We start from the raw sequence: 26,228 nt of genomic DNA, 5'->3' as shown, positions 1-26,228 counted from the left end.
GTGGTCAAGAAGTAGACATGGCGACGGAAAAGAAAACAGAGGAACGAACACAGCTTGACGACGTGATGGAGGAGATTCGTCGAGAGCTCGTGTTGCGTGTCGCCAAGGCTGATCGGGACGAACACCGCGACATTTACGACGCTCTAGAAAACGAATAGCGTTCTCACGTCCGTCCCTTCTCGGTTCGCAGAAACGTGAGTTTTACTTCTACCGAACCTACTAGTAGATTCTCTTCCGGTAGTGTTCCGGGCGTACATTTCGAGCGTCCTGTTAGACTGATTTCCGAGTACTACAGGCCACTTCAGCCACTGTCTACCGTGGAGGTGGGTTCCTCGGTAGTAGCCCGTCTATCTCACGAGACATCGGAAGTTGTCGATGATGAGGAGTCGGAGATGAGACCCGTCGGGTGCCCCGAAATCTGTCTACTCTGGTTAGCCGCGCGAGATTCAGGGTACGGATGCAGCAGGTCCTGTCCTCTCAGTGTAAAACGATACGCCATAGTATCCCTCCGGATATCATGCGGATCCCTGTCTTGATGTGCCCGGACGAAGACTCGTCGGAGGACTGTCAACAGCACGTGCGTAGCACCACCCGTTGAACCGTGAAGGTTGCCACAGGGTGAGATAAAACTATATCCCGATACGTCACTGTTCTACACTGTATGCAAGGGTGTCGGACCCGGGAGCGAATGTTCTCGGTGGCGTCGCGAGCGGACGGGTCATTCCTCGGCCGGTCGCGGTATCCCACCTGACACATCGCTCCGTGCCCACGATACACATGACGATGCTACGCCCCGGCCACGTCTCTGGCACCGCTCGGACGACGACCATCGCGGTCAGCCTGGCTACTTCACGTGGCCGGGCCGCCATCGCGGTACGATCCTGGCGACCCGCCCACGGTGGCGAGTGCGACCGCTCGAGTGGCGAACGCCCCCGGAAGGGAGGGGGTGACAGATGACCTCCTCCCCGAGCAGGCGCGCGACCGACAACGGTACGATCGCCATCCTCCACGTGGACGACGAACCGGGCCTGCTGGATCTCACAAAGACCTATCTCGAGGTGGAAAACGACCGGTTCGAGGTGACCACGGCCAGCGACGTCGACGAGGGACTGGCGATGCTCGCCGAACACCGGTTCGACTGCATCGTCTCCGACTACGACATCCCGGACCGGAACGGCATCGAGTTCCTCTCGGCCGTCCGCGAGGACCACCCGGACCTGCCGTTTATCCTCTACACCGGGAAAGGGTCCGAGGAGATCGCCAGCGAAGCCATCTCCAGGGGCGTCACCGACTATCTGCAGAAAGAGACGGGCACGGGACAGTACACCGTGCTCGCCAACCGCATCACGAACGCCGTCGAGCAGTACCGGGCCGCGACCGCGCTCGAGGAGAGTCGGGACCGGCTGTCGTTGCTCCTTGAGCAGTCGCCGCTTGGCGTCCTGGAGTACGACGAGGACTTCGAGATCGTCCGGCTGAACGAGACTGGAGAGGAGATCCTCGGGTACACCGAATCGGAACTCGTCGGCGAGACGTGGGAGGTACTCGTGACGGAGGAGAGTTACGAGCACGTCGACCGGGTCACCGACGAACTCGAGGCGGCGAGGGGTGGGTTCCGGAGCGTCGACGAGAACGTGCGCAAGGACGGCGAGCGAATCGTCTGTGAGTGGCACAATCGCGTCATCACCGACGACGACGGCGACGTCGTGACCGTCATCTCGCTGTTCCAAGACGTCACGGACCGGAGGGAGCGACAGCGCGACCTCGAGCGCTACAAGGCGTATCTCGAGGGATCGACCGACATCATCACCGTCCTCGACGAGGACAGAACGATACAGTACCAGAGCCCGTCGGTGACGCGGATCCTCGGCTACGACGCGGGTCAGCTGGTGGGCGAGCAGGGTTTCGAGTACGTTCACCCGGACGACAGAGCCTCGGCACTCCAGACCTTCGAGCAGCTCCTGACGAGCGACGAGCGGCGTACCGACGACGAACTACGGTTCCGGACGGCCGGCGACGAGTGGCGCTGGCTCGAACTCCGTGCCACCGACTACCGGGACCACCCGGGCATCGACGGCATCGTCGTCAACAGCCGCGACGTCACCGGACGGAAGAAGCGCGAACAGGCGCTCCAGGAGACGAAGGCCCGGCTCGAATCGCTGTTCGACGAGTCGCCCGACATGATCAACATCCACGACATAGACGGGAACATCATCGACCCGAACCCGCGACTGTGCGAACAGACCGGCTACGACGAGTCGACGCTGACCGCCATGAAGGTCTGGGACGTCGACGAACGCGCCGACCCGGAGACCGCCAGGGCCCACTGGCAGTCGATGGACCAGGACGACGAATTCACGATCGAGGGACGGTACCGCCGGAAAGACGGGAGTACGTTCCCAGTCGAGGTCCACACCCGGCGCCACGACATGGACGACGAGGCGCGGTTCATCGTCGTCAGCCGCGACATCTCCGAGCGGAAAGCGCGCGAGGAGCAACTCGAGCAGTTCGCGTCCGTCGTCAGTCACGACCTCCGGAACCCACTCCACGTGGCGGGGGCCCACCTCGAACTCGCCCGCGAGGACTGTGAGAGTGACCACCTCGACCGTATCGAGGACGCACACGAACGCATGTCGACGCTCATCGACGACCTCCTGCAACTCGCTCGGGACGGCAACCAGATGAACGACGCCGAACCCGTCGACCTCGCGACCCTGGTGACGGAGTGCTGGCAGACCGTCGAGACGGAGGCGGCGACCCTGCGGGCGGACGTCGATTGCTCCGTCCACGCCGACCGGTCCAGACTCAAGCAGCTCTTCGAGAACCTCCTGCGCAACGCCGTCGAACACGGCGGGGAGTCGGTGACCGTCACCGTCGGGGAGCTGGCGGACGGCTTCTACGTCGAGGACGACGGGCCCGGCCTGCCGGCCGCGTACGGGGACGCGGTCTTCGAGCCCGGGTGGTCGAATCTCGCTGAGGGGACGGGCTTCGGCCTCAGCATCGCGCGCCGGGTCGCCGACGCTCACGGCTGGTCACTCGACCACGCCTCCGGCGAGACGGGCGGCGCCCGGTTCGAGATTACCGGCGTCGAGGTCACCCGCTGACGGCGGGATACGGCAGCGTAGTCGGGGACGCTACAGTGGGGAAAACTGTCTGACCGACTCGCTGACGCGTTGCAGGCCGGCCTTCCAGGCCACGAGACCGGACTGCATCGGTGCCGTGTACCGTGCCCACGCGTCCTCGTCGCCGCGTGCCGGCCGCCTGTCCACGACGTCGTAACACGCAGGACAGCGACGCTGGGTGTGTCCTCGCAGGGTGTACTCCACCCAGTCGGTGTCGGCCTCGCCGCGGTACTCGCAGCTGGGGCAGAACAACGTCGATTTGATTTTCCGGGTCGGTTCTGTGGAGGTCATACGTCACCCTGCCAACAGCGGCATATATGTCTTCTGTAACGCGGTGTTTCTGGACAAATATGTATGTACGTCGGTGAAAAATCGTGTGGGACTTCCGGCGACGCCATGCCGGGGCCGAGCGAAGTTTCCGGGACCCGCCGGACTCAGAGGACCGGGAGAGACGACTCCCGGGGAGCGAACCGGCCGGACTACAGGAGGTCGTCGAAGTCGTACCCCTGGATGTCGACGCCGTCGCTGGTGACGTCGGCCAGGTAGATGCCGTTGCCGGACCCGGTGTCACGTTCGGCGGCGGCCTTGATGGACGCGGCCGCGACCTCGCGTGCCTCCTCGTTGCTCATATCGTCCTCGTACCGGTCCTCAAGGGTCCCGTAGGCCACGGTCAGCCCCGACCCGGTGACGGTGTAGTCGTCTTTCATCACGCCGCCGGCCGGGTCGATGGAGTAGACGTGGTGGCCGTCCTCGTCGACGCCGCCCAGAATCGGGTTGATAGCGAAGAAGGGACCGCCGCGGGCGAAGTTGCCCGCGAGCGTCGAGAGGGCCTGCATCGACATGTCCTCGCCGCGACGGGCCTCGTAGAGGTCGACCTCGGCCCGGAGGGTGCGGATGAACGACTGGGCGCCGCCGACGCTGCCGACGAGCGTGAGCGCACCTGTCGGGTGGATCTGTTCGACCTTCTGGACGTTCTTGTTCGAGACGAACCGGCCACCGAGGGAGGCGCGCATGTCCGTCGCGATGACGACCCCGTCGGTCGTCGAGATGCCGATGGTGGTCGTCCCCGTCTTGTTTACCTTCTCTGTGTCACGAGGGGACTGGTCGGGCAGCGATCCGACCTCGGGTGCGTACGGGTCGCTCTGGAACTCGTCCGCGCTCGGCGGTCGGGAGAAATCGGGGCCAGGAGTTGTCTCTCGCATTACCCACCGGTATCAGTCGGGCGGTGATAAAACCTCTTCTTGTGGTGAGCCTGACCGCCACCAGGCGGCTCTCACCTCACGCGCTCGCCTGCTCGTAGGCCTCGTTGAGCCCAGTCACGAGTCGTTCGACGGGCAGCCTGACACCGAGTCGCTGGGTGACCACCGCCACCGGGAACAGTACGATACCCAGCATCAGGCTCAGTTGGTACAGCGCGAGCAGCGTCGTCTTGTGCAGTTGGGATTCCATCGTCCCTCGGTTGTGGAGAGGAAAACGCCGGTATAAATAAGTTATTGACACCGATCAGTCATGTTTGAACGTTCGTGACAGACAGTCCTGCCGCCGTGGTGCGATTAAACTCCACTTGCAGAGAGTCCAACTCGTTGAGTCGTTCGCGCCGTTCGCGGCGTAACTGGGTCATGGGGGAGCGCCGGAGTCTGGATACGTTATGGGAATATTCCCGATGACGTGCGCACCGCGAGCGAATCAAAACTAACGAATAGGCGGGCGTCGTTGGGTCGTGTATGAACTATCTCGTAGCGATGGAAGCAGCCTGGTTGGTCCGTGACGTCGAAGACATCGACGACGCCATCGGTGTCGCCGTGAGCGAGGCAGGGAAACGGCTCAACGAGGCTGAGATGGACTACGTCGAAGTCGAGGTCGGCGCGACGGGATGTCCCGCCTGTGGCGAACCGTTCGACTCGGCGTTCATCGCCGCCGACACGGCACTGGTCGGGCTCGTCCTCGAGATGGACGTCTTCAACGCCGAGTCGACCGAACACGCACAGCGCATCGCCAAGAGCGAGATCGGTGGCGCCCTCCGCGACGTCCCCTTGAAGGTCATCGAGGTGTTCGAGACCCAGGAGGACGACGAGGCCGAGGCCGAGGCCTGACCGGCGCGCGCTCGCGGTCGCTGGCCGGAACGGGTAGCCGATGGCTTTTTGTATTACCTCCAGTAATACGAGGTATGGAGTTGCCGACGCCCGAGGACCTCCGGGAGCGCCGGAACGAGCTCGGATTGACCCAGAGCGAACTGGCCGAACAGGCCGACGTCTCCCAGCCGCTGATCGCGCGCATCGAGGGCGGGGACGTCGACCCGCGTCTCTCGACACTCCGCCGGATCGTCAACGCGCTCGAGGAGGCCGAGGGTGGCATCGTCAGGGCGGCCGACCTGATGAACTCCCCGGTGGTCTCGGTGGCCCCCGACGACTCTGTCCACGAGACGAAGGCGCTGATGGACGAGAAGGGGTACTCGCAGGTCCCCGTCATCCGCGACGGGTCGCCCCAGGGGCTCATCGGGAACTCGGACATCCGCCAGCGCCCCGAGGAGAACGTCGGCGACCTGCCCGTCGCGGAAGTGATGCACGAGTCCATCGCGACGGTCGAACCCGACGCGACCATCGACGAGGTCGACGCCTACCTCAACCACAACGCGGCCGTGATGGTCGTCGAGGACGGGCGGACCGTCGGCGTCATCACCGAAGCCGACATCGCCCGGACGGTCAGCTGACGTCGCCGGGCCCGCTCCATCTGGGACAGTTATGCGCTCGCTTACGGCACGCAGCCACCGCCTACGCGCTCGAACGATCGAGTGGGTATATCGGTCGGTCGCGAGACGATCCGGATAGAGCCATGTCACGAGCCGCGTCCGTCGACGAGCACCTGGAATCGGCACTCGAACGGGCCGAACACGAGCGCGTCCGCTATCACCTGCGAGAGGCACTCCAGCTGCGGGTGGCCGAGTCGGCGCGTACCGACGGCCCCGACGACACCGAGGCCGTCGAGCCCGCCTGAACGGACTCAGCCGGACAGCTCGAGGCCCCGAATCGAGACCACCTCGTCGCCGTCGACCACAGCGCCGACGATGCGGGCGTCGGCGGAGGCCTCGACGACCGACTCGGCGTCTTCGGGCGGTAGCGCCGCCACGAACCCGGTCCCCATGTTGAACGTCCGGTGCATCTCCTCGTCGCTCACGTCGCCCTCCGCCTGGACGAACCCGAAGACCGGCTGTGCCTCGAAGGGGTCATCGACGTCGTAGCGGTACGCGCCCATCCGCGTGAGGTTCGTCCAGCCACCGCCGGTGACGTGGGCCGCCGCGTGGGTCTCGTGGGCCCGCAGCGCCGGGAGGACGTCGCTGTAGATTCGCGTCGGCGTCAGCAGTTCCTCGCCGATGGTGGAGTCCGGGTTCGGCGGGAACGGGTCGCCGTAGTCGTGGGTCCGGGTCACGGCCTCCCGGGCCAGCGTCAGCCCGTTCGAGTGGATGCCCGAGGAGGGCCACCCGACGATGGCGTCGCCGGCCTCTGCCTCACCCGGGAAGACGCCGTCCTTGGGCGCCAGGCCCGCACAGGTGCCGGCGATGTCCAGTCCCCTGATGACGTCGGGCATCACGGCCGTCTCGCCGCCGACCAGCTTGACGCCGGCCCGCTCGGCCCCCTCACGGAGCCCCGCGCCGATCGCCTCGCTCGTTTCCTCGTCGGGCGCCTCGACGGCAAGATAGTCGACGAAGGCCACCGGTTCGACACCCGTGGCGACGAGGTCGTTGGCGTTCATCGCCATGCAGTCGATGCCGATAGTCGAGTAGTCGTCGACGGCCTCGGCTACGAGCAGCTTCGTCCCGACCCCGTCCGTCGCGAGCGCGAGGTACTGGTCGCCGATGTCGACCAGGCCCGCGTAGTCGCCCTCGAACTCGCCCGCGGCGCCGATGAGAGCCTTCGTCGCCGCCTCGCTGGCGTCGATGTCGACGCCCGTCTCGGCGTAGGTGAGCCCCTCCTCTGTGCCCGTCTCGTCGTCGTGGTCTTCGGTCATACCCGTGTGGGGACGTGGCGCGGGCAAAAGCGCATCGTTCCCGGGACCCCTACAGGACTGCGAAGCCAGCGACGCCGAACAGGATGACGGCGACGACGGCACCGACGAAAACCACCTTGCTCCACGACCACACCTTCCGACCGTCGAGCGGGCCGAACGGAATCATGTTGAATCCAGCGAGGAGGAGGTTGATCTGGACCCCCATCTGCGCCAGATTGAGGAGGAACCCGCGCAGGCCCGCCAGCTGCGTTACGAGCACGGAGACGATGAACAGCAGTGCCAGCCCGAGGTTCGTCACCGGACCGGCCAGCGCGATGAGACCGCCCTCGCGTTCCGTGATGCGGCCACGATGGACCACCGCACCGGGCGCCGCGAAGAGGAACCCGACGAGGCCGCCGACGATGGCAAAGCCCAGCATCCGGTAGTCCGCCTTGAACGCGGCGATCTGCCCGAAGCGGACGGCGACGACCTTGTGTGCGAGTTCGTGGAGCAGGAACCCGACGCCGACGGTCAGGAGGCTGACCAGGAGCGTCGAGACGACGCCGGCGACGGTGAGTCCCTCGACCTGCCCGAGGAGCGCCATCCGGATGTCGCGCTCGAGAAAGAGCGTGAACGCGACGCCCAGAGCGGCCCAGGCCACCAGCAGGTCCGTTATCTCCTCGTCGCTGAAGGTGACGTTCATACGACTAGCCCCCAGATGAAATCGGCGCTGTTCTGTGCGCCCTCAATCATCTTCGAGACGACCCAGCCGACGTCGCGGTCCTGCGAGGCGAGATACGGGAGCGCCATCACGGGGAACAGGAAACTCGCGATCATGCTCCCGATGTTCGTCATGGCGACGATGAGGATGAGTCTGAACAGGGGCACGGCGCGCATACGCCGGACGAGGTCCAGGATCGGCGACTCCTCGTCGGCCAGAATCTCGTTGAGTCGTCCGATGTCGCCGACGTTGACCGAGAGGTAGCGCAGTTCGACGTAGCCGGCGAACCAGCCAGGGGCAAGCAGCGGATTGACGCTGGTCATCCAGGCGACGCCCCCGCCGACCAGCGAACTGCTCCAGTGGGCACCGGCCAGTCGCGCCAGACCCGCGGCGACGATGCCGTTGATGAGGAACCAGGCGGCGAATACCTGGAGCAGGAAGGTATCGCGCACGCCGGCCATCGCCAGGAGGACGAAGAACGCGACGAACCCGACGGTGATCGCCCACCCGACGAGCTTGTACAGCGAGAACCGGCTCCCTGTCTCCCTGCCGACCAGCGACTCCATCGGCGGGAGCGACTCGGGGTGCTCGAGGTACCGCTCGATGCCTTCCCGGTGGCCCGCGCCGACGACGGCGACGACATCGTAGCCCGCCTCACGCAGGCCGACGAGGCGGTGGGCGATGAACGCGTCGCGCTCGTCGATGAGCGCCTCGGCGCCGCCCGGCGAGAACCGACGGAACTCCTCCATCATCGCCGACACGACGTCCGTGTCGGTCAGCTGTTCGATGTCGAACTCGTCGATGTCGTCACCGCCGCGCTGCCGGGCGAGCAACGCGGCGATGGCGGTCCCGACCAGGAGCGTCACCGCGAGGCCGACCAGCAGCGCATCCACGATCCCGACGATTGATCCGCCGACGGTGCCCGCGACGGCCGGCGGGAGGACGAACGGGCCACCCAGCGCCGAGGCCACGACGAACCCGGAGATGCCGACGATGACACCGATGCTGAGTCCGACGGTGAGCGGCGGTCCGAGCTCGGCCAGGAGACTCCCGACGAGTCTGACTTTCTCTCTGGCCGTCAGTCGGGCCCAGAACCGCTGGACGGTCGTCTGGATGTCGCGGTCGACGAGTGCGACGCCCAGACCCAGCTCCTCGGCCGTGTCGATTGCCGCCTGCATGTCGGCGCCCGGTTCGATGTCGAACTGTTCGCCCAGGCGGGTCTGGATGTACGAGAGCATCCAGTACGCCAGAAACTGAAAGACGGTGTTCCCCTTGAGCAGGTCGCTGGCGTCGAGGTCGTCGGGCGTCTCGCCCTGCATCTGCCGGTACCGACCCTCGTCGAGTTCCACGGCGACGATGTCGGGCCGCGAGGTGGCTATCGCCTCCTGCACCTCCGCGACGCTGTGCTCCGAGACGTGGGCGGTTCCGACGACCTGGACGGACCCCTCCCCCGACGGTTCCGGGAGGTCGTCCGGCGCCGACTCCGCGTGTTCGGTCATCACCCGCGTTACACAGTCATCTCCTTTACCGTTGTCGGGTACGGGCGAAGGCCCGGAAACGAGCACCCGTGATCCCCGATGCAGTCCCCGATACTGCGAGGGTACCGTCCAGTCAGTCTACATTCCCGACATGTGTTACCCAGGCCTCGTCATCTGTTATGTCTATTCATCTAGGTATTCGGACCTCGGCGCGGGGTCGATACCCGGCCAGAAGTGTGTCGGGAGAGACGCGATTCCACTACCGCCGGTTCGCTACGAACGTACTATCGGGGTTTCTACTCACTCCGAGATTAACAAGAGTGATATATGTTGGGTACGGTGTACTAGTTACCGTTTATGCATGACCTGACTGGTTTTCAACGTGACCTGTTGTACGTGATCGCCGGGCTGGACGAACCCCACGGCCTCGCCATCAAAGAGGAACTCGAGGAGTACTACGAGGGGGGCGTCAACCACGGGCGACTCTACCCGAACCTCGACACACTGGTCGAGAAGGGGCTCGTAGAGAAGGGCCAGCTCGACAGACGGACGAACTTCTATACGCTGACCCAGCGAGGGCTGCGGGAGCTCGACGCCCGGCAGGACTGGGAAGCGCAGTACGTCTCGGCGTAACACCCGACGTGTCTCCCTGACACGAGCGGCGCTACGACCAGTCACAACTGGGCGTCCGAGGTCCGCCTGCGCGAGCGCCCGACGGCCTGATTTTATCCCCTGTGACGCCCTAGGACCGGTATGGGACTCGACGTGGCTACACCGCCGGTACCGGACCTCGCGACCGGAACGTCGGTCGACGAGTACGACGACGCGGACGTCCAGGGTGACGAGTACAGACGCGAGGAACTTGCCGAGGCGCTCCGCGCGGGCGCCTGGGCCGACGCGTTCGAGGCGTGGGCGGTCCGGACGGGCCTCGAGGAATCGGAGTGGCAAGTCGTCACCGACCTGGGGCTGGTCGGCGAGTTCGACTTCTTCTGGGACTCCTTTGCCGGCCGCGTCGGCTACCACGCGCCGGGCCTCCCGGAGGACTGGCGCGAGCGGGAGGTCCACCCTTCGATCGAGTCCTGGGCGACCGTCTCGGGCATCAACGCCGGCCTGACCGAACTCGGCCAGGTCGTCTGTGACGTACTGGCAGACGAGTACCTCGACTGGGAGGCCGAGGAGCCCGACGTCGACGACCTGCCGGACTTCTGAGCCGGACACCCCGGAAGACCGGCACGCTGATAGGGATTCGTCTACTTTCAGCGCACATGGCAGAAATCGCACCCCCACGGGAGCGGGTCTGTGAACGGTGCGGGCGACACGACGTGTGGGACGACAGCACGGTCGGCTGGGTCATCGCCGTCGAGGACGGCGAGAAGGAGGCCGGCAGCCCCTACTGCCTGCACGAGTGGGACATCAGCGGGTCCTACAACCCGCTCGCCTGAGACCGGCCGTCGGCCCGACGCAACCACCCTCTGTGTGACTGAGCCAGAGCGGCGTCCACAGCCACGGCCAGGGCCTCGACAGGGACCTGCGCAGGGACCCGCACCGAAACGAACGAACGAGGGCTGTCAGGGCGCGACGACGAACCGCTCACCGGCGACAGGCGCGAGCGAGTTCGAGGTGTCCGTCGAGTTCGTCGAGGTGTCCGACCCGCTGGTCTCGTTCGGTGTCGTCTGGTCACCGTCGTCGGTGGTGACGTCGCCCGCCGTCTCGTTCTCGCTCTGAGTGGTATCGTTGGACTGTATCTCGAAGGCCGGCTCGAGTTCGACGGTCGCCGCCGACTCGTTCTCGCCGATGACCTGGCCCTCGGTGACGTTGGTCGTCGCAGTGAAGGGCATCTGGATGCCGTTCTGTGCACTCGTCGCGGTCAGCTGGTAGCTCGTCTCGGCACGGACGCTGACGTTCGTGTAGCCAGCTTCCGTCCCCCACTCGTCGTAGCCGGTCGTCGAGTACGGGACCGTCATCGCGAAGTTGCCGCTGGCGTCGGTCCGTGTCTGCTGGCGGTAGACGAACGTCTCGTTGGTCTGTTCGTTGTGCATCCGCACGGCGGCGGTCACCGCCGTGTTGGCCGGACCGGTGCCCTCGATGGTCGCCCCGGGCACTCGCTCGAACGTCTTGGTCCACGCCGGGTTGTTGGCGTTCATCAGGTCCGCACCGCCGTCGGGCATACAGAAGTTCGCACTGCCGAGAGGCATGCTCGTCTCGTTTGCCGTACAGGTGCTCGCCTGGCGGAGCCGGAGCCCGATGCTCTGGGCCTCGACGAGCGTCGCGCGGTTGTGCGCGGTGGACTCGTACGCGCTCATGGAACTCGACCCGACGTAGCGGTAGTGCTCCATCGCCGGGACGCGTTCGCCCGGATTGGTCCCGAACCCGCCGACCTGCGCGGTTCCGTCCTCACGGACGTACGCGCGGGCCGCGGACATGTTGGGGAACTGCTTGAGGGTTCGACCGTCGGTGGGGGTGACCCTGAAGGTCCGTCCGTTGACCGTCTCGCGGTCCCAGTCGACGACGAACGGTTGTGGCTGCACGGCACTGCCGTGGAACTCATAGAGCCGGACGACGGTCGTGTTGTAGTAGTCCTGCGTCCGGTAGTAGAACCGCTGGTTGGTCACCTCGCCGTTCTGCTGGACCTGGAGTGGGCGGTAGTAGTCTGACGCAGTGGTGTTGTACTGGTCCTCGAAGCGCGGCGGCGCGAAGAACTTGCCCTGAAAGCCGGGCCCGGCAGCGACCTGCGCCATCTTCCAGTCCACGGCGACGTACCGCGTGTGCGCGTCGTCCTCGTCGACGCCGTCGAGCACCGAGTTGGCCTTCTCCTCGGTCGGTGCGAGTAGGAAGTTCGCGGCGAGGTCAGAGCCCTGCTGGAACGGGTTCGCGTTCGGGATGCGTTCGGCCTGGGTCGTGATCCAGTGCCCGTAGTCCCACCAGGAGATGACGCCGTACTCGCCCTCGTCGTAGTCGAAGTCGTCCTGCATCTGGTAGGTGCCGTAGTACTCGAGCGACCGGTTGCCGCCGACACCGTAGGCGCCCTCCTCGGGGGTGTTGCCCTGCATCCACTCGAGGTTCTGGTCCCAGCCCTGGATCCCGTCACCCGGTTCGGCCGAGCGACCGAGGTCAAATGCCGTGGGGGTCACGAACACCAGCGGGCCGACGACCACGAACACGACGGTGATGACGGCGAGCACCTGGTACGTGTCGACGCCGTCGTTCGCAGAGAGGTCGATCCAGTCGACGGCCTTGCCCACGACCAGTCCCGTGAGCGTCGCGATGGGGAAGACGGTGTAGATGCCAAAGCGCAGTTGCGTGAGCGTGGCGGCGAAGATGAACGCCGTCCAGACGAAGACGAAGAACTCCTCGGCCGACCGCCTGCTGCCGAAAAGTTGCTGGAAGAGGACGTACAGCGCGCCGATGATGGCAAGCAGCAACGCGAGGCCGTACTCGTTGTACAGCGACGAGGGGTTCCGCAGCGGCTGGGCCTCACCGACCGAGGTCTGGGTCGCAGACGGCGAGGCGGTGAAGCCGACGACCCGGAGCACCTGGTCGACGAAGTAACTGAAGACGTCCGGCAGGATGATGGCCATGAGCACCGCCCCGACGGCGATGATACCGAAGACCGTCACCGGGTAGAGGTTCCGGTCGAGCGATTCGGCCTCGACGTAGCGGGCGAGCCAGGCCATGAACACGCACCCGAGCGCGACCGTGAAGGCCAGAAGCGGCTGGAGGAGGGAATGATCGGTCGCGGTGAGGCCGAACGTCTGTAAGGACGCCAGCGTCAGGACGCCGACCGTCCCCATCGTCACCGCGCCGACGATGGCGGTGTGTTCCGGACTCTGGCCGCGCCAGAACTCGACGACGAGTCGGAGGAGGAAGAACGTGCCGAGGATACCGATGAGGAGGACGGCCGGCGGCCAGGTCCAGAGATAGATGGCGACGCCGAAGCCGGCGAGCACCGACCAGCCGAGGGTGTCACGGAGGGAGGCGACGTCGCGCTCTACGAACTGCTCGTAGATGGGGCGGTCGCGTTCGGCCACGCTCAGGGCGACCATCACCCCGAGCACCGCCGTCACCTGGAGGAGCCCCTCGGCGACCTGGTGGTCGTAGACGCCGACGAGGCTCCGCTGTGTGAAGGTGCCGGCCGACAGGGCCAGGACGACGACGGCGGTGACGCCGCCGATGCGCCCACCCAGGCGCTTGCCGACGTAGTAGGTCGGAATCGCCGCTAGCGTCCCCATGACGGCCGGCGCGAACAGCGCGGTCATCGCGACGGTACCCTCGCTCGGTGACCCGAGACCGAGTACCAGCGCGACGGTCCCCACGACCTGATCCATCAGGGTTCCGAACTGTCCGGAGCGATTCCCGATGGGGAACCGGGTCCAGGGGTCGAAGGGCATCGTCGCCGGCCAGTTCCTGACGACGTACATCGTCGACCGGAAGTGATAGAACGGGTCGTTCCCGCTGAACAGCACCTCGCCGTCGACGACGAAACGGCGCCAGTTCTGTACGCGGTTCCAGAGCATGAACCCGACCATGACCAGCAGTATCGGGACGTGATACCACCGCTCGGCCCAGTCCAGGGCGGCGTCGAGTTCGGGGTTGTCGTCAAAATAGCCCGACGATTGACTCATTGGACGGAGAAACTGCCAAGGCGCGCATAAGCCTTTTGACCTCTGGACGAGCGCGCGCCTCGAACAGCAGCGACACGCCGACGGTCTGGCGGTTCGGAATCCCGCGCCGCCGCGAGCGACGGACCACATGGCGGATAGAAACGACTAACAGCGCCGGTCGTCCAATGCCCGACATGCGCGTCTCGGTCGTCCTCTGTACGCACACGTTGGACCGGTACGACGATTGTCGCGCGGCGGCCGAGAGCGTCCTCGACCAGACCTACGGCGACGTCGAGCTGGTGCTGGTCTCGGACGGCGACGAGGCCGTCTACGAGCGCTACGAGGCGGACTTCGGCGACCGCGAGGACGTCCTGACCCACTGCAACGACGAGAACGTCGGCCTGCTCGAGAGTCGGAACAACGGCGCGGCCGTGGCGACGGGCGACGTCGTCGCGTTCATCGACGACGACGCAATCGCCGACGAGCACTGGGTGGAAGCACTCGTGCGTGCGTACGACCGCGAAGACGTACTGGCCGTCGGTGGCCGCATGACCCCGGCGTGGGTTGCGGGCAAGCCGGCCTTCCTCCCCGAGGAGTTCTACTGGCTCGTCGGGGTCACCCATCGCGGGTTCGGCCCCGACGGCGACCCGGACGAACCCGGCGAGGTCCGCAACACGTTCGGTTCGAACATCTCTTTCGACCGCGAGGTGTTCTTAGACCTGGGCGGGTTCGACGACGACATCGGCGGGCGGACGGGCGAGAAGAACCTGCAGGGCGGCGAGACCGAACTCTGTGCACGGCTCCGAAGCGAGTACGACGCGGGCGTCTACTACACCCCGGACGCGCTGGTGGCCCACAAGGTGTTCCAGTACCGGACCGACCCGGGGTGGCTCGTCGACCGGGCGTTCTGGCAGGGCTACTCGAAACGCGGGATGGAGGTGTTCGTCCCCGAGTCGACCGGCGAGGAGTCTGCCTTCCTCGGCGACCTGCTGTTCTCGTACGTCCCGGCCCGTCTCGGCGGCCTCGTTCGCTCGCCGTCCGTCGCGGCGGTCCTCCAGCTGGTCTTCCTCGTCGTGTTGACCGGTGCGGTGGGCGTCGGCTACCTCTATGGCATGTACGTGTGGGGGTAACCCGATGCCCGACACCACTCTCCCCGACGTCTGTGTGGTCACCCACCCGCTCGCGGCCGCGGGCGAGAACGCGACCCGGAGCCTGCTCGACATCCTGTCGGCGATTACCGTCGTCTCGCTCGTCACCGCGGACCTGCCGGCCGACTCCGAGATTCGTGACCGACACGAGCTGATCGAACTGACCCAGAAGGGCGCCGGCGACTCGGTCCCCGTGGCCGCCGCCAGGTTCGTCCTGAACCAGCTCCGGATGTGTCGTGTGCTCGCGAGCCGCGACGAGGACGTCGTCCTGTTCTACGGCGCGACGTCGTATCTCCTCCCGATACTCGCCGCGCGACTCCTCGGCAAGACCGTCCTGGTCGAACCCCGGGGCGACGTGCCGCTCACGTTGCGACTCAACTGGGAGCAGCGACTGCCAGACCCGGTCGCCCGGGGCCTCGCTGGCCTGGTCCGCACACTCGAACGGGCCGGCTTCGCCGCTGCGCACGGCGTCGTGACCTACACGCCGGCGATGGCCCGCCAGCTCGGACTGCATCCGGAAGCCCCCGACGTGTACCCGCAGGGCGCCCGATACGTCCGGACCGACGCCTTCGACGTGGCCACGCCCTACGACGACCGCGAGCAGGTCGTGGGGTTCCTCGGGCGACTCGACGAGGAAAAGGGAATCCGGGAGCTCGCCGAGGTGGCCCGCGACCTCCCGGCGGACGTCACCTTCCGCTTCATCGGCGACGGCGACCTCCGCGAGTGGCTCGAGGGCGAGCTCGCGACAGAAATCGAGTCCGGGCAGGTTCAACTGGCCGGCTGGGTCGACCACGACGACGTCCCCGCGGAACTGAACCGACTGTCCCTGCTCGTGCTCCCCTCCCAGCCCACCGAGGGCTTGCCGACGACGATTCTCGAGGCGCTGGCCTGTGGGACGCCCGTGTACGCGTCGCCGGTCTCGGGGGTCCCGGACGTGGTCCGAGACGGGGAGACGGGGTTCCACATAGACAGCCGCGACCCGGCCGCGCTGTGTGCGGGCATCAAGGCGATATTCGGACGGGACGACCTCTCGGAAGTGAGTGCGAACGGGCGTGAACTGATAGAATCGGAGTACAGCTTCGAGGCGGCCTGCGGGCGGTATCGCGAGATCCTCGCCGTTGTCGCCTGACTACTCCTTGTAGCCCAGCCGGCGGAGCCGTTCCTTGACGTCCTCGCTCATGTCGGGACGCTCGACGTCCTCGGCCACCGTCGACTCCACGAGCTGTCTGTGAGCGTCGAGCCGTTTCCGGAGTCGCCGTCCCTCCTCGGGGTACTCGTCGATGACGTTCTCGTGTTCGCCCGGGTCCTCGGTGAGGTGGTAGAGAGCGTCGGGTTCGTCCTCGTGAACCACGAGATTCCACTCGGGATCCCTGACGCGGATGTGTTCGCCGTCCTCGTCACGGTAGCCCCCGATGACGTCGGTACGCGCCCATTCGCCGTCGAACACCAGGTCCCGGAGACTGTAGCCGAACCAGTTGTCCGGAATCTCGAGGCCGGCGCTGTCGACAAGCGTCGACGGCAGGTCCGTCAGGCCGACGAGCTCGTCGTACTCCCCCTGGTCGTCCCACCCGCTCACGAACAGCGGGACGTGGTTCTTGACCTCCAGGAGGCGGGCGCCGCCGAAGTACCCGTGTTCGAGGAAGTGGTCGCCGTGGTCCGCGGTCAGCGCCAGCAGGTGGTCGTCGCCCCACTCGGCTTCCACGGCGTCGAGCAGGCGGCCGATCTCGGCGTCGTTGAACTTGATCTCGGCGTCGTAGAGGTCGATGAACGTCTGGTGTTCCTCGTCGGTGACGTCGTCGGGGTTCTCGATGAACTTCCGGCGAAGCCGGATGGACTCCTCGTGAGAGACCGGTTCGTCGAGGAACTCGCGCTGGTACTCCTCGGGCGGGAGGAACGGGTGGTGGACGTCCATGTAGTGGACCCAGGCGAACGTCGGGTCGTCGCCCGTGTCCTCGACGAACTCGATGGCCCGGTCGGTCATCTCGTCGGCGGGGACGTGGTACGACCCGACGTTCATCCCCTGTGAGGACTCGAGGAAGTCGTAGCCCTTCTTCAGAACGTCGAGCACGACCCCGTCGAGGTTCGTCTTCGCCCACTTGCGGAACTTCGAGGTCGCCGACTCGTCGGGCGCCGAGTCGAAGAACTCGTCCCAGCCCCTGTCGTAGCCGAACTGTCCGGACACGTAGAGGTTCGAGTGGAAGCCCCCGGTACGGTAGCCGGCCTCGTGGAACACCTCGGAGACGAGCGTCTGGTCCGCCGAGATGCGCTCGTGACCGCCGTACATCATCGGCGTCACGCCCGTCAGGATGCCGGGAAACGAGAACCGGGTGCCACCGACGTGCGAGTGGGCGTTCGTGAACCGGCTGCCGCGTGCCGCGTGCTCGTCGATATTGGGCGTCACGTCCCGGTCGTAGCCGTGGTACCCCACGTGGTCGGCCCGCAGAGAGTCGATAGTGACGAGGAGGACCTTCTCCATGTCTGGAGTGTCCAGCACTCTCGCAATTAAGAATTCCCATAGCGACCAGGAGCGCTCAGGCGGCCTCGGGAACGAGCGAGAACGCTTTCGAGCGAATCCGCGGGGCGATCCCCAGCAGCACGGCGAAGTAGACGACGCCGCCGAACCCGGCGAGCAGGACGGTCCCCACGCGGCCGCTCGGCGCCAGGCCGACGACCGGGAAGACTGCGCCGGCCATCACCAGTGCCGCGACGACCTGCCGGAGGAGTTCGCCGTACGGGATGCTGACGCCACCGAGAATCCGCTCGAGGACCCAGTAGCCGGCGACGGCCCGGAGCAGGGAGGACGACGCCGTCGCGAGTGCCGCGCCGAACCAGCCAATCTGCCAGACGAGGACGACGTTCAGCACCATGTTGACCACGATGAAGAGGCCGTTGACGCGGAACGCCGCGTCGGGGCGGTCGATGCCGTTGAGGACGTTCGTGAACTGCGACGCGAAGACGTCGGCCAGGTACGCGAGGATGAGGACGAGCAGTATCTGTGTCCCCTGCCCGAACTCGGGTCGGTAGAACCGCAGGACTCGCTCGCCGAGGACGAGCGTCCCGAACAGCCCCGGGATGACGAAGATGGCACCGAACGCCAGGGCCTCGTCCAGGTAGTGGCGGATGCGGTCGAACCCGCTGTCGGTGCTGAGCTCGCTCACCTCCGGGAAGAGCGTCTGGCTGATAGACCCGCTCGCGATGGCCAGCATCGACGCGATACCCCACGCAGCCTCGTAGATACCGATGAACGACGCGCTGACGAAAAACGAGAGGACGATGGTGTCGAGCCACCCGAACACGCGACCCCGCAGCGCCCCGGCCCAGGCGAACTGTGCGTATCGCAGGAGGCTCTTTACCTGGGCGAGTGAGGGAATCGAGGGCCGATACTTGCTGAAGAGGAAACCGGCCACGGCGACGAGTGCGAGGGACGCGGCGTGACCGAACGAGATGCCCGCGACGCCCAGTCCGAGGACCAGCGCACCGACCTGGAACGCGGTCCGGCCGATTCGCTCGCCGGCTTTCAACCACCCCGTCGTGGCAACGCGCTTCTGTCCCTGGAGGACCGCCTGCGCCGTCTGGTGGGCGATCGCCGCGGAGAGTAACACCGCTATCTCCACGTCGTACTCGATGAGGACGATCATCAGTTCGCGATTCCGCGAGACGATGCCGCCCAGCAGCTCACCGGCTGCGAGCACGAGCGTGGCCAGCACGGCGGCCAACGCGATGTTCAGCAGGACGCCGCCCCCGAAGAACGCCGCCGGCGACTCCTGCTCGCTCATCCGCTTTTTGATCGCCATACTGACCGCGTTCGACGGGATGACCAGCCAGAAGAAGCCAAGCGAGACCACCACCGAGTACCGACCGAGCCCTTCGGCCCCGAGGACGAACGCGATGAGCCACGTCGCGACGAACCCCGACAGCGTGACGACGACCTGCGAAGCGAAGTGAGAGGCGGCGGTCTTCCCGAGTCTCATTCCATGTAGCCGAGGTCGCGAAGCTGACGGGTCACCGCGTCGGAGAACTCGTCCTCCTCGGCGTCCCCGACCGGCTGTCCGTACTGTTCCAACCAGTCGCCCAGTTCCTCGTCGAGCGCCGTACGTTCGTCGGGGTAGTCGGCCGAGACGTCCTCGTCCTCGTCCGGGAGCGCGAACAGTTCCGATCTGTCCGCGCTCCGCTGGTACTTGAACTCCGGCGTCCGGAGTGCAGTCAGCGTCTCGGTGTGAAAGCGCGACGTATCGAACGAGGAATTGTGTGCGAGTAGTTCGTCGAAATCCGTCGGGCCACGTTGCGAGACGGCGAAGTCCCGCGTCTCCTCCCGCAGGTCGACGCCGATAGTGTCCCCCGGGTCCCCACCGACGACGTTCAACAAGGTCCGGAACACGTCGAGGTGCTGGACCGTTTCGTCCCCGTCGACGGCCAGGTCGTCCTCGAGCCCGTGGACGACCAGTGGGACGCGCGTGACTGCGTCGTGGAGGACGTAACTGTGCGACAGGAGGCCGTACTCGCCGAACAGCTCGCCGTGGTCGGCGGTGATGACCACGACGGTGTCCCGATCGGCGTTCGACTGGATATGGTCGAACAGGCGGCCCACCATCTCGTCGGTGTAGGCTATCTCCGCGTCGTACATCGCCTTCAGTGCAGCCCACTCGTCGTCGGTCAGCCCACAGCCGTTCGCGACGACGTCCTCCAGATTGTAGTGGACGTCGAGCGCGAATTCGGCGGCCTCCGTCCCCGACATCGCGATGTCGTCGGTGAACCGGTCGAGGTACTTCCGGGGCGGGTAGTACGGGCGGTGCGGTTCGTTGTAGTGCAGGTAGAAGAAGAACGGGTCGTCCGCGCGCCGGAAGTCAGACAGCCAGTCTTTCGCCACTTCGTTCATCAGGTACGCCGACGAGTGCTTGGCCGTATCAGTCGACAGCCCCGCGGAATGTGTCCTGAGGTTCAACGCATAGGAGAGGAGCGGCCTGAGACCAGCCTCGTGGAGTGTCGACGAGGAGAGCCACTGGAAGCGATCGAATCCCCTGTCGAGGCCGGTCGCCGAACTGAGATACGAGTTGCGGGAGAGACACGCCGTCGTGTAGCCGGCGTCGGCGAATCGCTCCGGCATCGTGCTGATGGAGTCGGGCAGCTGGTTGCCGTCGACGCCGACGGTGTTCCGTGACGGGGGATACCCGCTCATCATCGCCCCGGTCGATGGCAGCGTCGAGAGACTGTGTGCAAAGCAGTTCCGGAACGCGTGTCCCTCGCGCCCGATACGCTCTAGGTCCGGCGTCGTCTCGCGGTCGTATCCGTCGAGGGTGGTGTGATCCGCCCTGACGCTGTCCAGCGTGATCCAGACGATGTTGGGGCGCGCCATCGCTACGTGAGTGGTCCGTTTCCGGGGGAGGAGTTTCTGTGTTCCGGTTGCCATCCGAAAGAGATTAGCGGCCGCCGAGTCTCCTCCGTGACAACGATGGTCCTCGTCGTCCTGGGAATCGACGCCCTCGACCCGGAACTCGTCGACGGGCAGCGACACCCGAACCTCGTGCTGGACGCCCACGACTCGATAGCGACGATAGACAGCGTCGAAGGGGAACCGAGCACGCACGAGCTCTGGCCGACGATCATCACGGGGCTGGAACCCCGGGAGCACGGACTGACGCTCGACGACGACGGCGTCGCCTGGGAGAACCCGTTGCTCGACGCCGGGAGCCGGGTCGCAGACTACCTGCTGCCCGACGCGATCCAGACCCGCATCGGCGCCTGGATCCTCACGAACACCGCCGCCGACGCGTTCCGGACGCCGGCGACGTACTACGCCGAACGCGGCATCGAGACGGTGTTCGATACGACGGACGGGACCGCCATCGGCATCCCGAACTACGTCGTCGACCCCGACGAGACCGACCGCGAGAACCAGTTGCGCCAGAACATGGGCGACCTGTTCCAGCGGGACCCGGACGCCGTCGGCGGCCACCGGTCGGCGGACCCCGTGGCGTTCTACGAGCAGTGCCTCGAGATGGTGATGATACGCATCGCCCGGGCCCGGCGGGCGCTCCGTGGCGGCGCGTCCGAGCTCGTCTTCGCGTACACGAGCGGCCTCGACCTCGTCGGTCACGTCGCGTACGAGGCCCCTGGGCTCCAGCGCGAGGCGTACGACGAACTCGACGACTTCGTGAGAGAGGTGCGCGAGGATCTGGGCGAGACGGACGAACTGCTGCTCGTGAGCGACCACGGCCTGCAGGACGGCGTCCACACCCACGAGGCGATGGTCGCCAGTACCGAACCGAGCGTCGTCGACGACGTCGAGAGCGTTCTCGACGTCAAGGGCGCGATCGAGACGGCACTCGCGCGGGCGGACCACACCCCCCCGGAGCGCACCGTCGAAACGACCGGTCCCGGCGACGCGGACGCGGTCAGGGAACAACTCGAAGACCTGGGGTACATGTGACCGATGCCTGGTGACCCGAACGTCCTCCTGGTCGTCCTCGACAGCGCTCGCGCGCGGAATTGCAGCCTCTACGGGCACGCGAACGAGACGACCCCGTTCCTCGAGTCGTTCGCCGATGCCGACGCGACGGTCTACGAACAGGCACGTGCGCCCGGCGCCAGGAGCGTGACGAGCCACGCGAGCCTCTTCTCGGGGCTCCACGTCGAGGAACACGGCATCGTCTCCGCGGGCCACCGGCTCGACCCGTCGGTTTCTGTCTTCTCGACGCTCCGGGATGCCGGCTACGAGACGGGCGTCTTCACGGAGAACGACTGGCTGACGGCGGTCGACGTCGGTCTCAAAGACGGGTTCGACACCGTCGTCGGCGCGCGGAACGTCCCGTTCCCGGCGGGGATGAACCCCCACGAGTTCGTCTCGAACGAGGGGCAGGGCCAGTACGGCGCCTTCGTCAAAGCGGCACTCGGGAGCGACCAGCCGTTGCAGTCGCTGGCCAACGGCGTCGCGACGAAGGTCCAGTCGGACTACAAGCGCTTCCTCCCGGACGGCGTCCGGTCGTCGACGCCGGCCGACGTCTACGTCGACGCGTTCCTCGACTGGAGCGAGCGACGGGAGGGGCCGTGGGCGGCGTGTGTCAACCTGATGGACGCACACATCCCCTACGAACCCGCACGCGAGTACGACGAGTGGGGCGGGGCGAAGGCCCGGAGTCTGCAGTCCGCATTCGAGGACCAGAAGTGGTCGTTCAACGCTGGCGACCGGCCCTGGTGGCAAAAGCGGGCCGTCGAGTCGCTCTACGACGGGGCGATACGACAGCTCGACGCCGAACTGGAACGACTCGTCGGCGCGCTTCGGGACCGAGGGGATCTCGACGACACGCTGCTCGTGATCACGAGCGACCACGGCGAGGGCTTCGGCGAACCGAGTCGTCTCCGCCCGGGCGTCCGCGTCGCCGAACACGGTGTCGCGATCCACGAGGTACTGTTCCACGTCCCGCTCGTGGTCCGCCAGCCCGGACAGACGGACCCAGCGCGGTTCGACGAGCCCGTCTCACTCACCGCGTTCCCGGACGTCGTCGCGGGGGCCCGGGACGGTGAGAGGACCCCCGGTGCGTTCCGCTCAGACGACCCGGTCATCACGACGGCGGTCGGACTCGACGAACCGCTGCAGGAGCGGGCCGGGAAGTACGTCGACGACCTCTCGCCGTGGCTCGGGACGTCTCGGGCGGTCTACGAGCGCGACGGCGACGTCGTTCACAAGTACTGTGCCAAGGACGGGGGGGCCGTGACCGTGGACGTACGGGACGCACAGACGAGTTACCGGACGTCGGACGAGGGCCTGGCGCGCGTCGAGGCGGCGTTCGCCGACGTCGAGCAACTCGGCGTCCGCGAAGACGGCGAGGACTTCGACGAACTGGATAGCGCGACGTACGACCGGCTTGCGGACCTGGGCTACGTGTAGACGTCCGCCGGCTCTCGGCTCTCGTACTCCCAGACCAGGTCGAAGTACCGTTGCATCCCGGCCACGAACGAGCCGTTGTCGGTCAGTGCCGCCTGTCGCATGTGGTTCGGGACGTCGGGTTCCTCGACGAGCAGGATGGCCTCGCCGCCGTCGTAGTCCATGCTCGGGTCGGCGACGGTGCCACGCCAGGGGAGGCGCTGCTCGCTGAAGCGAACGTCGGCGGCCGGATACTCCTGTTCGAGTCGGTCGACCACCTCGGCCTGGACGGCGGCCTTCTCGGCTGGCAACCAGTCGGGGTCGAGGAACAGCACCGCGACGTCGACGTCCGCGTCGACCGCGTCCCGGAGTGCGCCGGCGACACTGTCGAGGTACGCGAAACTGTTCGTGATGATGCGCAGCGTCTCGTCGGCGGCGCGGTAGAGCCGTCGCGTCTCGCGCTCGCTGGGGTCGCCGACGTCGACGACGTGGAACAGCTCCGCAGTCGGCGAGATGTCCTCGCTGGCCCGCTCGTACCGGGGGCGATACTCCGCGAGGAACGCCTCCCGGTGGCTGTCGATGTCCCGGGCGAATCCCTCGAAGGACTGCCGGCGGTTCTCGACCGCGCGGTCGAGGATGGCCTCGGGGGACTTGGGCTGATATTCCTTGGGACGGCCGGGGACGACCTTGATGAACCCCCGGTCGGCCAGCGAGTCGAGAACGCCGTAGATGCGGGCCTTCGGGATACCGGTGGCCGACGCGAGGTTCGGCGCGGTGGTGCGACCGAGCGAGAGCAGTTTCTCCAGGGCAGTCGTCTCGTACTCGGTCAGCCCCAGGCGCTCGAACACGTCCGACGGGTCGGCCATACCGGAGCCAGCGGGGCCACGATAGTAAAAGGCGCGACTCGCCATGCGTCCAGCAGGACGGGGCCACCGCCGTCAGGGCAGGCCCGTGGCGACAGCGCAGACCCGTGATTTATTTGAGTGCGCGTGGCAGACATTCGGACGATGGCCGACCGTGACGACGTCTGCGTGTTGCTGCCGACCTACAACGAGGCAGAGACCATCGGGTCTGTCGTCACGGGCTTTCGCGAGGCCGGATTCGACAACGTCCTCGTCGTCGACGGCGGGTCGAGCGACGACACCCGGGACATCGCGGCGGCGGCCGGGGCCCGCGTCGTCGAGCAGTCCGGTAGCGGCAAGGGCCAGGCGGTCCGCGAGGCGGTCCGCCGGTGGATCGACGAACCGTACGTGCTGATGGCCGACGGCGACGCGACCTACCGGAGCGAAGAGGCCGACCGGATGCTCGAACCGCTCCTCTATGGCGACGCCGAGCACGTCATCGGCGACCGGTTCGCGAACATGCTCCCGGGGGCGATGACGCGGCTCAACATGGTCGGAAATCGATTCATCAACCGGGCGTTCGCGGTCATCCACGGCCGCGACATGGGGGACATCCTCTCGGGCTACCGCGCGTTCACCCGCGAGTCCTTCGAGCGGCTGTCGCTGTCCGCCGACGGCTTCGGCATCGAGACGGAGATGGCCGTCGAGTGTGTCAAGCACAACGTCCGGACAGCGGTCGTGCCGATAACGTACGAACCCCGGCCCGAGGAGTCCGACACGAACCTGCACCCGCTGCGCGACGGCGCGACCATCATCCTCACGCTCTACCAGATGGCGAAGACGAACAACCCGCTCTTTTACTTCGGGAGCGTCGGCCTGAGCTCGATTCTGCTGGGGGCCGTGCTCGCGGCCTACGTCGCCTACGACTGGTTCGTCAACAGCACCTCCCACGAGGTCATCGCGTTGGTCGGCGGCGTCGCCATCCTGCTCGGCCTCCAGTTGCTGATGTTCGGCGTCCTCTCGGATATGATCGTCGCGGTGAATCGCGAACAGACGCGCCAGCTCGAAGACATCGCCCGGAAGCTGACCGAGGAGGACGGGAGCGACCAGCGGTCGGGGAGCGTCGAGACGGAGCCGACGGTGACCACAAGCGAGTCGAAAGACTGACTCAGAAGGGGACGAGCGAGCGCAACTGTGCGAGTAGGCTGGTCCCGCCCGACAGCCGTTTCCGTTCGAAAACAGGGTGGAGCGCGTTCAGCAGGTCCTGTTCGGTCTCGAAGCGCTGCTCTGGACTCTCGTCGAGGGCCTCGCCGACCGTCATCGTGTGTCCGGCCGGGTCGTAGGGTACCTCGATCGTGCCTGCGTGAGCGCGAATCTCACCGGCAGTGGCTGGGAACTCCAGGTCGTCGCTGGGCAGTTTGCCGTCCAGTGCTGCGATCCCGAACTCGATGACGTCTGGTTCGTCGCTGTCGTCGCTTGGTGGCCGGACTCCCATTGGGTGTTGGTTCGGCCCGGGGGGTCGAAAATCCTGTGTTCGCGTTCCTCACTCGGCCTCGGTCGCGAGCCACTCGTCGGCCCACGCCTCGATCTCCTCGAAGACCGGACAGAGCGACCGCCCCTTGGAGGTGAGTCGGTAGTACGTCGCGACGGGTGCGTCTTCCTCCAGGCGGCGTTCGACGAAGTCGGTCTCCTGGAGGTCGTCGAGCACGCGCGAGAGCGTCCGCGAGCTCGCGTCGGTCGCCCGCTTGAGTTCGTTGAAGCGTCGTTCCCCGTCCTGGAGTTCGTGGAGCACGACCAGGCGCCAGCGCGACCCGATCTGGTCGATCGACTCGACGACGGCACACGGCCCGGTCTCTTCCTCGACAGCGTCTGTGAATACGTCAGATGACATCGATGCTACCTGGTATCGGCTATGTCCGGGAATCGATATATAGGTTCGGATTCGAACCACGTAACGTGACGAAACCACTTGTCGACTGGTACCGGAACCGAACGACGACCACAGCGGCGACGGAGGTGCGGACCTGATGGCCTTCGAGACTGCCGGTTCGGCCGAGGTGTTCCTCCTCGGACGGATCCTGTTTGGCGGCATCCTGGCGTTCATGGGCCTGAACCACTTCCTGAACGGCGACCAGATGATCCCGTACGCAGAGATGAAAGGGCTCCCCGCGCCCGCGCTGTCGGTGTACCTCAGCGGTGGGCTGCTGGCGTCCAGCGGCGTGTTGCTCATCCTGGGTGCCTATCCGGTCCTCGCGGCCGGCGCACTCGCGACGTTCCTCCTCGGGTCGGCCCTGACGATGCACGACTTCTGGGCCGTCCCGGAGGACCAGCAGCAAGACGAGATGACGCAGTTCCTGAAGAACGTCGCGATGGCCGGCGGCGCGTTCACGCTGCTGGCCCTGGCGGGGACGAACTGGCCCTACAGCCTCGGCGTCGGCCTGTTCTGAAGGGGGCTGTGCCGGTCCCGGTGTGGG

The 26,228-nt window shown here is 66.3% G+C and carries 27 protein-coding genes; 14 read left to right on the top strand and 13 right to left on the bottom strand.

The window, feature by feature from the left end; genetic code table 11:
• Positions 1–17 precede the first annotated feature (17 nt).
• Positions 18–158 (top strand): hypothetical protein, encoded by a 141-nt coding sequence (locus P1K88_RS10940; RefSeq protein ID WP_276410210.1) that lies wholly within the window; start codon positions 18–20, stop codon positions 156–158.
• A gap of 795 nt (positions 159–953) precedes the next feature.
• Positions 954–3,101 (top strand): PAS domain S-box protein, encoded by a 2,148-nt coding sequence (locus tag P1K88_RS10935; protein ID WP_276410209.1) that lies wholly within the window; start codon positions 954–956, stop codon positions 3,099–3,101.
• 30 nt (positions 3,102–3,131) lie between these two features.
• On the opposite strand, the gene P1K88_RS10930 is transcribed toward P1K88_RS10935, so the two are convergent.
• The 3 genes from P1K88_RS10930 to P1K88_RS10920 all read right to left on the bottom strand — a co-directional run bounded on the left by P1K88_RS10930 (position 3,132) and on the right by P1K88_RS10920 (position 4,568).
• On the bottom strand, positions 3,132–3,410 hold the full coding sequence (locus P1K88_RS10930; RefSeq protein WP_276410208.1) for a DUF8106 domain-containing protein: 279 nt from the start codon (positions 3,408–3,410) through the stop codon (positions 3,132–3,134).
• Positions 3,411–3,598: 188 nt separating this feature from the next.
• Positions 3,599–4,321 carry an archaeal proteasome endopeptidase complex subunit beta gene (psmB, locus tag P1K88_RS10925; protein ID WP_276410207.1) on the bottom strand — a complete coding sequence of 241 codons (723 nt, stop codon included), beginning with the start codon at positions 4,319–4,321 and terminating at the stop codon, positions 3,599–3,601.
• A 76-nt stretch (positions 4,322–4,397) separates the two neighbouring features.
• A complete protein-coding gene (locus P1K88_RS10920) occupies positions 4,398–4,568 on the bottom strand; it encodes a hypothetical protein (protein WP_276410206.1) in 171 nt (56 codons plus the stop codon).
• Positions 4,569–4,843: 275 nt separating this feature from the next.
• Between P1K88_RS10920 and P1K88_RS10915 the strand changes: the two genes are divergently transcribed.
• From P1K88_RS10915 to P1K88_RS10905, 3 genes are all read left to right on the top strand, one after another.
• On the top strand, positions 4,844–5,212 hold the full coding sequence (locus tag P1K88_RS10915; RefSeq protein ID WP_276277416.1) for a DUF555 domain-containing protein: 369 nt from the start codon (positions 4,844–4,846) through the stop codon (positions 5,210–5,212).
• A gap of 74 nt (positions 5,213–5,286) precedes the next feature.
• The gene (locus P1K88_RS10910; RefSeq protein ID WP_276410205.1) at positions 5,287–5,829 is read left to right on the top strand and encodes a CBS domain-containing protein; all 543 of its coding nucleotides are present in this window, start codon (positions 5,287–5,289) and stop codon (positions 5,827–5,829) included.
• A 122-nt stretch (positions 5,830–5,951) separates the two neighbouring features.
• Positions 5,952–6,113, top strand: coding sequence for a hypothetical protein (locus tag P1K88_RS10905; protein WP_276410204.1), 162 nt, complete (start codon positions 5,952–5,954; stop codon positions 6,111–6,113).
• A 6-nt stretch (positions 6,114–6,119) separates the two neighbouring features.
• On the opposite strand, the gene purM is transcribed toward P1K88_RS10905, so the two are convergent.
• From purM to P1K88_RS10890, 3 genes are read right to left on the bottom strand one after another with little or no spacing between them, the layout of a single operon-like run.
• Positions 6,120–7,124 carry a phosphoribosylformylglycinamidine cyclo-ligase gene (purM, locus tag P1K88_RS10900; RefSeq protein ID WP_276410203.1) on the bottom strand — a complete coding sequence of 335 codons (1,005 nt, stop codon included), beginning with the start codon at positions 7,122–7,124 and terminating at the stop codon, positions 6,120–6,122.
• Positions 7,125–7,173: 49 nt separating this feature from the next.
• Positions 7,174–7,806, bottom strand: a complete 633-nt coding sequence (locus tag P1K88_RS10895; RefSeq protein WP_276410202.1) for a site-2 protease family protein — start codon at positions 7,804–7,806, stop codon at positions 7,174–7,176.
• Complete coding sequence (locus P1K88_RS10890; protein ID WP_276410201.1) at positions 7,803–9,323, bottom strand: TraB/GumN family protein; 1,521 nt, start codon at positions 9,321–9,323, stop codon at positions 7,803–7,805. Before P1K88_RS10890 ends, P1K88_RS10895 begins: the two co-directional genes overlap by 4 nt.
• Positions 9,324–9,659: 336 nt before the next feature.
• On the opposite strand from P1K88_RS10890, the gene P1K88_RS10885 reads away from it, so the two are divergent.
• The 3 genes from P1K88_RS10885 (at position 9,660) to P1K88_RS10875 (ending at position 10,744) form a co-directional block, all read left to right on the top strand.
• A complete protein-coding gene (locus P1K88_RS10885) occupies positions 9,660–9,935 on the top strand; it encodes a PadR family transcriptional regulator (protein WP_276277410.1) in 276 nt (91 codons plus the stop codon).
• Positions 9,936–10,055: 120 nt separating this feature from the next.
• Positions 10,056–10,511 (top strand): DUF7992 family protein, encoded by a 456-nt coding sequence (locus P1K88_RS10880; protein ID WP_276410200.1) that lies wholly within the window; start codon positions 10,056–10,058, stop codon positions 10,509–10,511.
• Positions 10,512–10,567: 56 nt separating this feature from the next.
• Complete coding sequence (locus tag P1K88_RS10875; RefSeq protein ID WP_276410199.1) at positions 10,568–10,744, top strand: HEWD family protein; 177 nt, start codon at positions 10,568–10,570, stop codon at positions 10,742–10,744.
• Between the two features lie 126 nt (positions 10,745–10,870).
• Here the strand turns inward: P1K88_RS10875 and P1K88_RS10870 are convergent, their stop codons facing one another.
• On the bottom strand, positions 10,871–13,924 hold the full coding sequence (locus P1K88_RS10870) for an oligosaccharyl transferase, archaeosortase A system-associated (RefSeq protein WP_276410198.1): 3,054 nt from the start codon (positions 13,922–13,924) through the stop codon (positions 10,871–10,873).
• 173 nt (positions 13,925–14,097) lie between these two features.
• On the opposite strand from P1K88_RS10870, the gene aglG reads away from it, so the two are divergent.
• Both aglG and P1K88_RS10860 read left to right on the top strand, forming a co-directional pair.
• Positions 14,098–15,033, top strand: a complete 936-nt coding sequence (gene aglG, locus P1K88_RS10865; RefSeq protein ID WP_276410197.1) for a glucosyl-dolichyl phosphate glucuronosyltransferase — start codon at positions 14,098–14,100, stop codon at positions 15,031–15,033.
• A 4-nt stretch (positions 15,034–15,037) separates the two neighbouring features.
• A complete protein-coding gene (locus tag P1K88_RS10860) occupies positions 15,038–16,180 on the top strand; it encodes a glycosyltransferase family 4 protein (protein ID WP_276410196.1) in 1,143 nt (380 codons plus the stop codon).
• Here P1K88_RS10860 and P1K88_RS10855 read toward each other — a convergent pair whose 3' ends face one another.
• From P1K88_RS10855 to P1K88_RS10845, 3 genes are read right to left on the bottom strand one after another with little or no spacing between them, the layout of a single operon-like run.
• On the bottom strand, positions 16,181–17,527 hold the full coding sequence (locus P1K88_RS10855; RefSeq protein WP_276410195.1) for a sulfatase family protein: 1,347 nt from the start codon (positions 17,525–17,527) through the stop codon (positions 16,181–16,183).
• Positions 17,528–17,582: 55 nt separating this feature from the next.
• Positions 17,583–19,022, bottom strand: a complete 1,440-nt coding sequence (locus tag P1K88_RS10850; protein WP_276410194.1) for a lipopolysaccharide biosynthesis protein — start codon at positions 19,020–19,022, stop codon at positions 17,583–17,585.
• Positions 19,019–20,458, bottom strand: a complete 1,440-nt coding sequence (locus P1K88_RS10845; protein ID WP_336407539.1) for a sulfatase — start codon at positions 20,456–20,458, stop codon at positions 19,019–19,021. Before P1K88_RS10845 ends, P1K88_RS10850 begins: the two co-directional genes overlap by 4 nt.
• Before the next feature lie 42 nt (positions 20,459–20,500).
• Between P1K88_RS10845 and P1K88_RS10840 the strand changes: the two genes are divergently transcribed.
• A complete protein-coding gene (locus tag P1K88_RS10840) occupies positions 20,501–21,478 on the top strand; it encodes an alkaline phosphatase family protein (protein ID WP_276410193.1) in 978 nt (325 codons plus the stop codon).
• A gap of 3 nt (positions 21,479–21,481) precedes the next feature.
• The gene (locus tag P1K88_RS10835; RefSeq protein WP_276410192.1) at positions 21,482–22,936 is read left to right on the top strand and encodes a sulfatase; all 1,455 of its coding nucleotides are present in this window, start codon (positions 21,482–21,484) and stop codon (positions 22,934–22,936) included.
• On the opposite strand, the gene P1K88_RS10830 is transcribed toward P1K88_RS10835, so the two are convergent.
• Positions 22,927–23,778 (bottom strand): TrmB family transcriptional regulator, encoded by an 852-nt coding sequence (locus tag P1K88_RS10830; protein ID WP_276410191.1) that lies wholly within the window; start codon positions 23,776–23,778, stop codon positions 22,927–22,929. The genes P1K88_RS10835 and P1K88_RS10830 overlap by 10 nt on opposite strands.
• Before the next feature lie 141 nt (positions 23,779–23,919).
• Here P1K88_RS10830 and aglJ point away from each other — a divergent pair, with 141 nt between their 5' ends.
• Positions 23,920–24,921, top strand: coding sequence for an S-layer glycoprotein N-glycosyltransferase AglJ (gene aglJ, locus P1K88_RS10825; RefSeq protein ID WP_276410190.1), 1,002 nt, complete (start codon positions 23,920–23,922; stop codon positions 24,919–24,921).
• A 1-nt stretch (position 24,922) separates the two neighbouring features.
• On the opposite strand, the gene P1K88_RS10820 is transcribed toward aglJ, so the two are convergent.
• Together P1K88_RS10820 and P1K88_RS10815 are read right to left on the bottom strand one after the other, a co-directional pair.
• The gene (locus tag P1K88_RS10820; RefSeq protein WP_276410189.1) at positions 24,923–25,249 is read right to left on the bottom strand and encodes a DUF5789 family protein; all 327 of its coding nucleotides are present in this window, start codon (positions 25,247–25,249) and stop codon (positions 24,923–24,925) included.
• Positions 25,250–25,297: 48 nt separating this feature from the next.
• Positions 25,298–25,645: a winged helix-turn-helix transcriptional regulator gene (locus P1K88_RS10815; RefSeq protein ID WP_276410188.1), complete on the bottom strand. Its 348-nt coding sequence runs from the start codon at positions 25,643–25,645 to the stop codon at positions 25,298–25,300.
• A gap of 136 nt (positions 25,646–25,781) precedes the next feature.
• Here P1K88_RS10815 and P1K88_RS10810 point away from each other — a divergent pair, with 136 nt between their 5' ends.
• Positions 25,782–26,201 (top strand): DoxX family protein, encoded by a 420-nt coding sequence (locus P1K88_RS10810; protein WP_276410187.1) that lies wholly within the window; start codon positions 25,782–25,784, stop codon positions 26,199–26,201.
• The last annotated feature ends 27 nt before the right edge of the window (positions 26,202–26,228 follow it).

The sequence above is a fragment of the Haloarcula halobia genome, assembly GCF_029338255.1.
Lineage (GTDB): Archaea > Halobacteriota > Halobacteria > Halobacteriales > Haloarculaceae > Haloarcula > Haloarcula halobia.
The sequence above is the reverse complement of the archived record's forward strand: the minus strand, read 5'-3'. Positions and strand labels throughout refer to the sequence as shown.

Coding starts and splice junctions, on each gene's coding strand:
- P1K88_RS10940 (WP_276410210.1), top strand. CDS start 18: ATGGCGACGGAAAAGAAAACAGAGGAACGAACACAGCTTGACGACGTG.
- P1K88_RS10935 (WP_276410209.1), top strand. CDS start 954: ATGACCTCCTCCCCGAGCAGGCGCGCGACCGACAACGGTACGATCGCC.
- P1K88_RS10930 (WP_276410208.1), bottom strand. CDS start 3,410: ATGACCTCCACAGAACCGACCCGGAAAATCAAATCGACGTTGTTCTGC.
- psmB (WP_276410207.1), bottom strand. CDS start 4,321: ATGCGAGAGACAACTCCTGGCCCCGATTTCTCCCGACCGCCGAGCGCG.
- P1K88_RS10920 (WP_276410206.1), bottom strand. CDS start 4,568: ATGGAATCCCAACTGCACAAGACGACGCTGCTCGCGCTGTACCAACTG.
- P1K88_RS10915 (WP_276277416.1), top strand. CDS start 4,844: ATGAACTATCTCGTAGCGATGGAAGCAGCCTGGTTGGTCCGTGACGTC.
- P1K88_RS10910 (WP_276410205.1), top strand. CDS start 5,287: ATGGAGTTGCCGACGCCCGAGGACCTCCGGGAGCGCCGGAACGAGCTC.
- P1K88_RS10905 (WP_276410204.1), top strand. CDS start 5,952: ATGTCACGAGCCGCGTCCGTCGACGAGCACCTGGAATCGGCACTCGAA.
- purM (WP_276410203.1), bottom strand. CDS start 7,124: ATGACCGAAGACCACGACGACGAGACGGGCACAGAGGAGGGGCTCACC.
- P1K88_RS10895 (WP_276410202.1), bottom strand. CDS start 7,806: ATGAACGTCACCTTCAGCGACGAGGAGATAACGGACCTGCTGGTGGCC.
- P1K88_RS10890 (WP_276410201.1), bottom strand. CDS start 9,323: ATGACCGAACACGCGGAGTCGGCGCCGGACGACCTCCCGGAACCGTCG.
- P1K88_RS10885 (WP_276277410.1), top strand. CDS start 9,660: ATGCATGACCTGACTGGTTTTCAACGTGACCTGTTGTACGTGATCGCC.
- P1K88_RS10880 (WP_276410200.1), top strand. CDS start 10,056: ATGGGACTCGACGTGGCTACACCGCCGGTACCGGACCTCGCGACCGGA.
- P1K88_RS10875 (WP_276410199.1), top strand. CDS start 10,568: ATGGCAGAAATCGCACCCCCACGGGAGCGGGTCTGTGAACGGTGCGGG.
- P1K88_RS10870 (WP_276410198.1), bottom strand. CDS start 13,924: ATGAGTCAATCGTCGGGCTATTTTGACGACAACCCCGAACTCGACGCC.
- aglG (WP_276410197.1), top strand. CDS start 14,098: ATGCGCGTCTCGGTCGTCCTCTGTACGCACACGTTGGACCGGTACGAC.
- P1K88_RS10860 (WP_276410196.1), top strand. CDS start 15,038: ATGCCCGACACCACTCTCCCCGACGTCTGTGTGGTCACCCACCCGCTC.
- P1K88_RS10855 (WP_276410195.1), bottom strand. CDS start 17,527: ATGGAGAAGGTCCTCCTCGTCACTATCGACTCTCTGCGGGCCGACCAC.
- P1K88_RS10850 (WP_276410194.1), bottom strand. CDS start 19,022: ATGAGACTCGGGAAGACCGCCGCCTCTCACTTCGCTTCGCAGGTCGTC.
- P1K88_RS10845 (WP_336407539.1), bottom strand. CDS start 20,458: ATGGCAACCGGAACACAGAAACTCCTCCCCCGGAAACGGACCACTCAC.
- P1K88_RS10840 (WP_276410193.1), top strand. CDS start 20,501: ATGGTCCTCGTCGTCCTGGGAATCGACGCCCTCGACCCGGAACTCGTC.
- P1K88_RS10835 (WP_276410192.1), top strand. CDS start 21,482: ATGCCTGGTGACCCGAACGTCCTCCTGGTCGTCCTCGACAGCGCTCGC.
- P1K88_RS10830 (WP_276410191.1), bottom strand. CDS start 23,778: ATGGCCGACCCGTCGGACGTGTTCGAGCGCCTGGGGCTGACCGAGTAC.
- aglJ (WP_276410190.1), top strand. CDS start 23,920: ATGGCCGACCGTGACGACGTCTGCGTGTTGCTGCCGACCTACAACGAG.
- P1K88_RS10820 (WP_276410189.1), bottom strand. CDS start 25,249: ATGGGAGTCCGGCCACCAAGCGACGACAGCGACGAACCAGACGTCATC.
- P1K88_RS10815 (WP_276410188.1), bottom strand. CDS start 25,645: ATGTCATCTGACGTATTCACAGACGCTGTCGAGGAAGAGACCGGGCCG.
- P1K88_RS10810 (WP_276410187.1), top strand. CDS start 25,782: ATGGCCTTCGAGACTGCCGGTTCGGCCGAGGTGTTCCTCCTCGGACGG.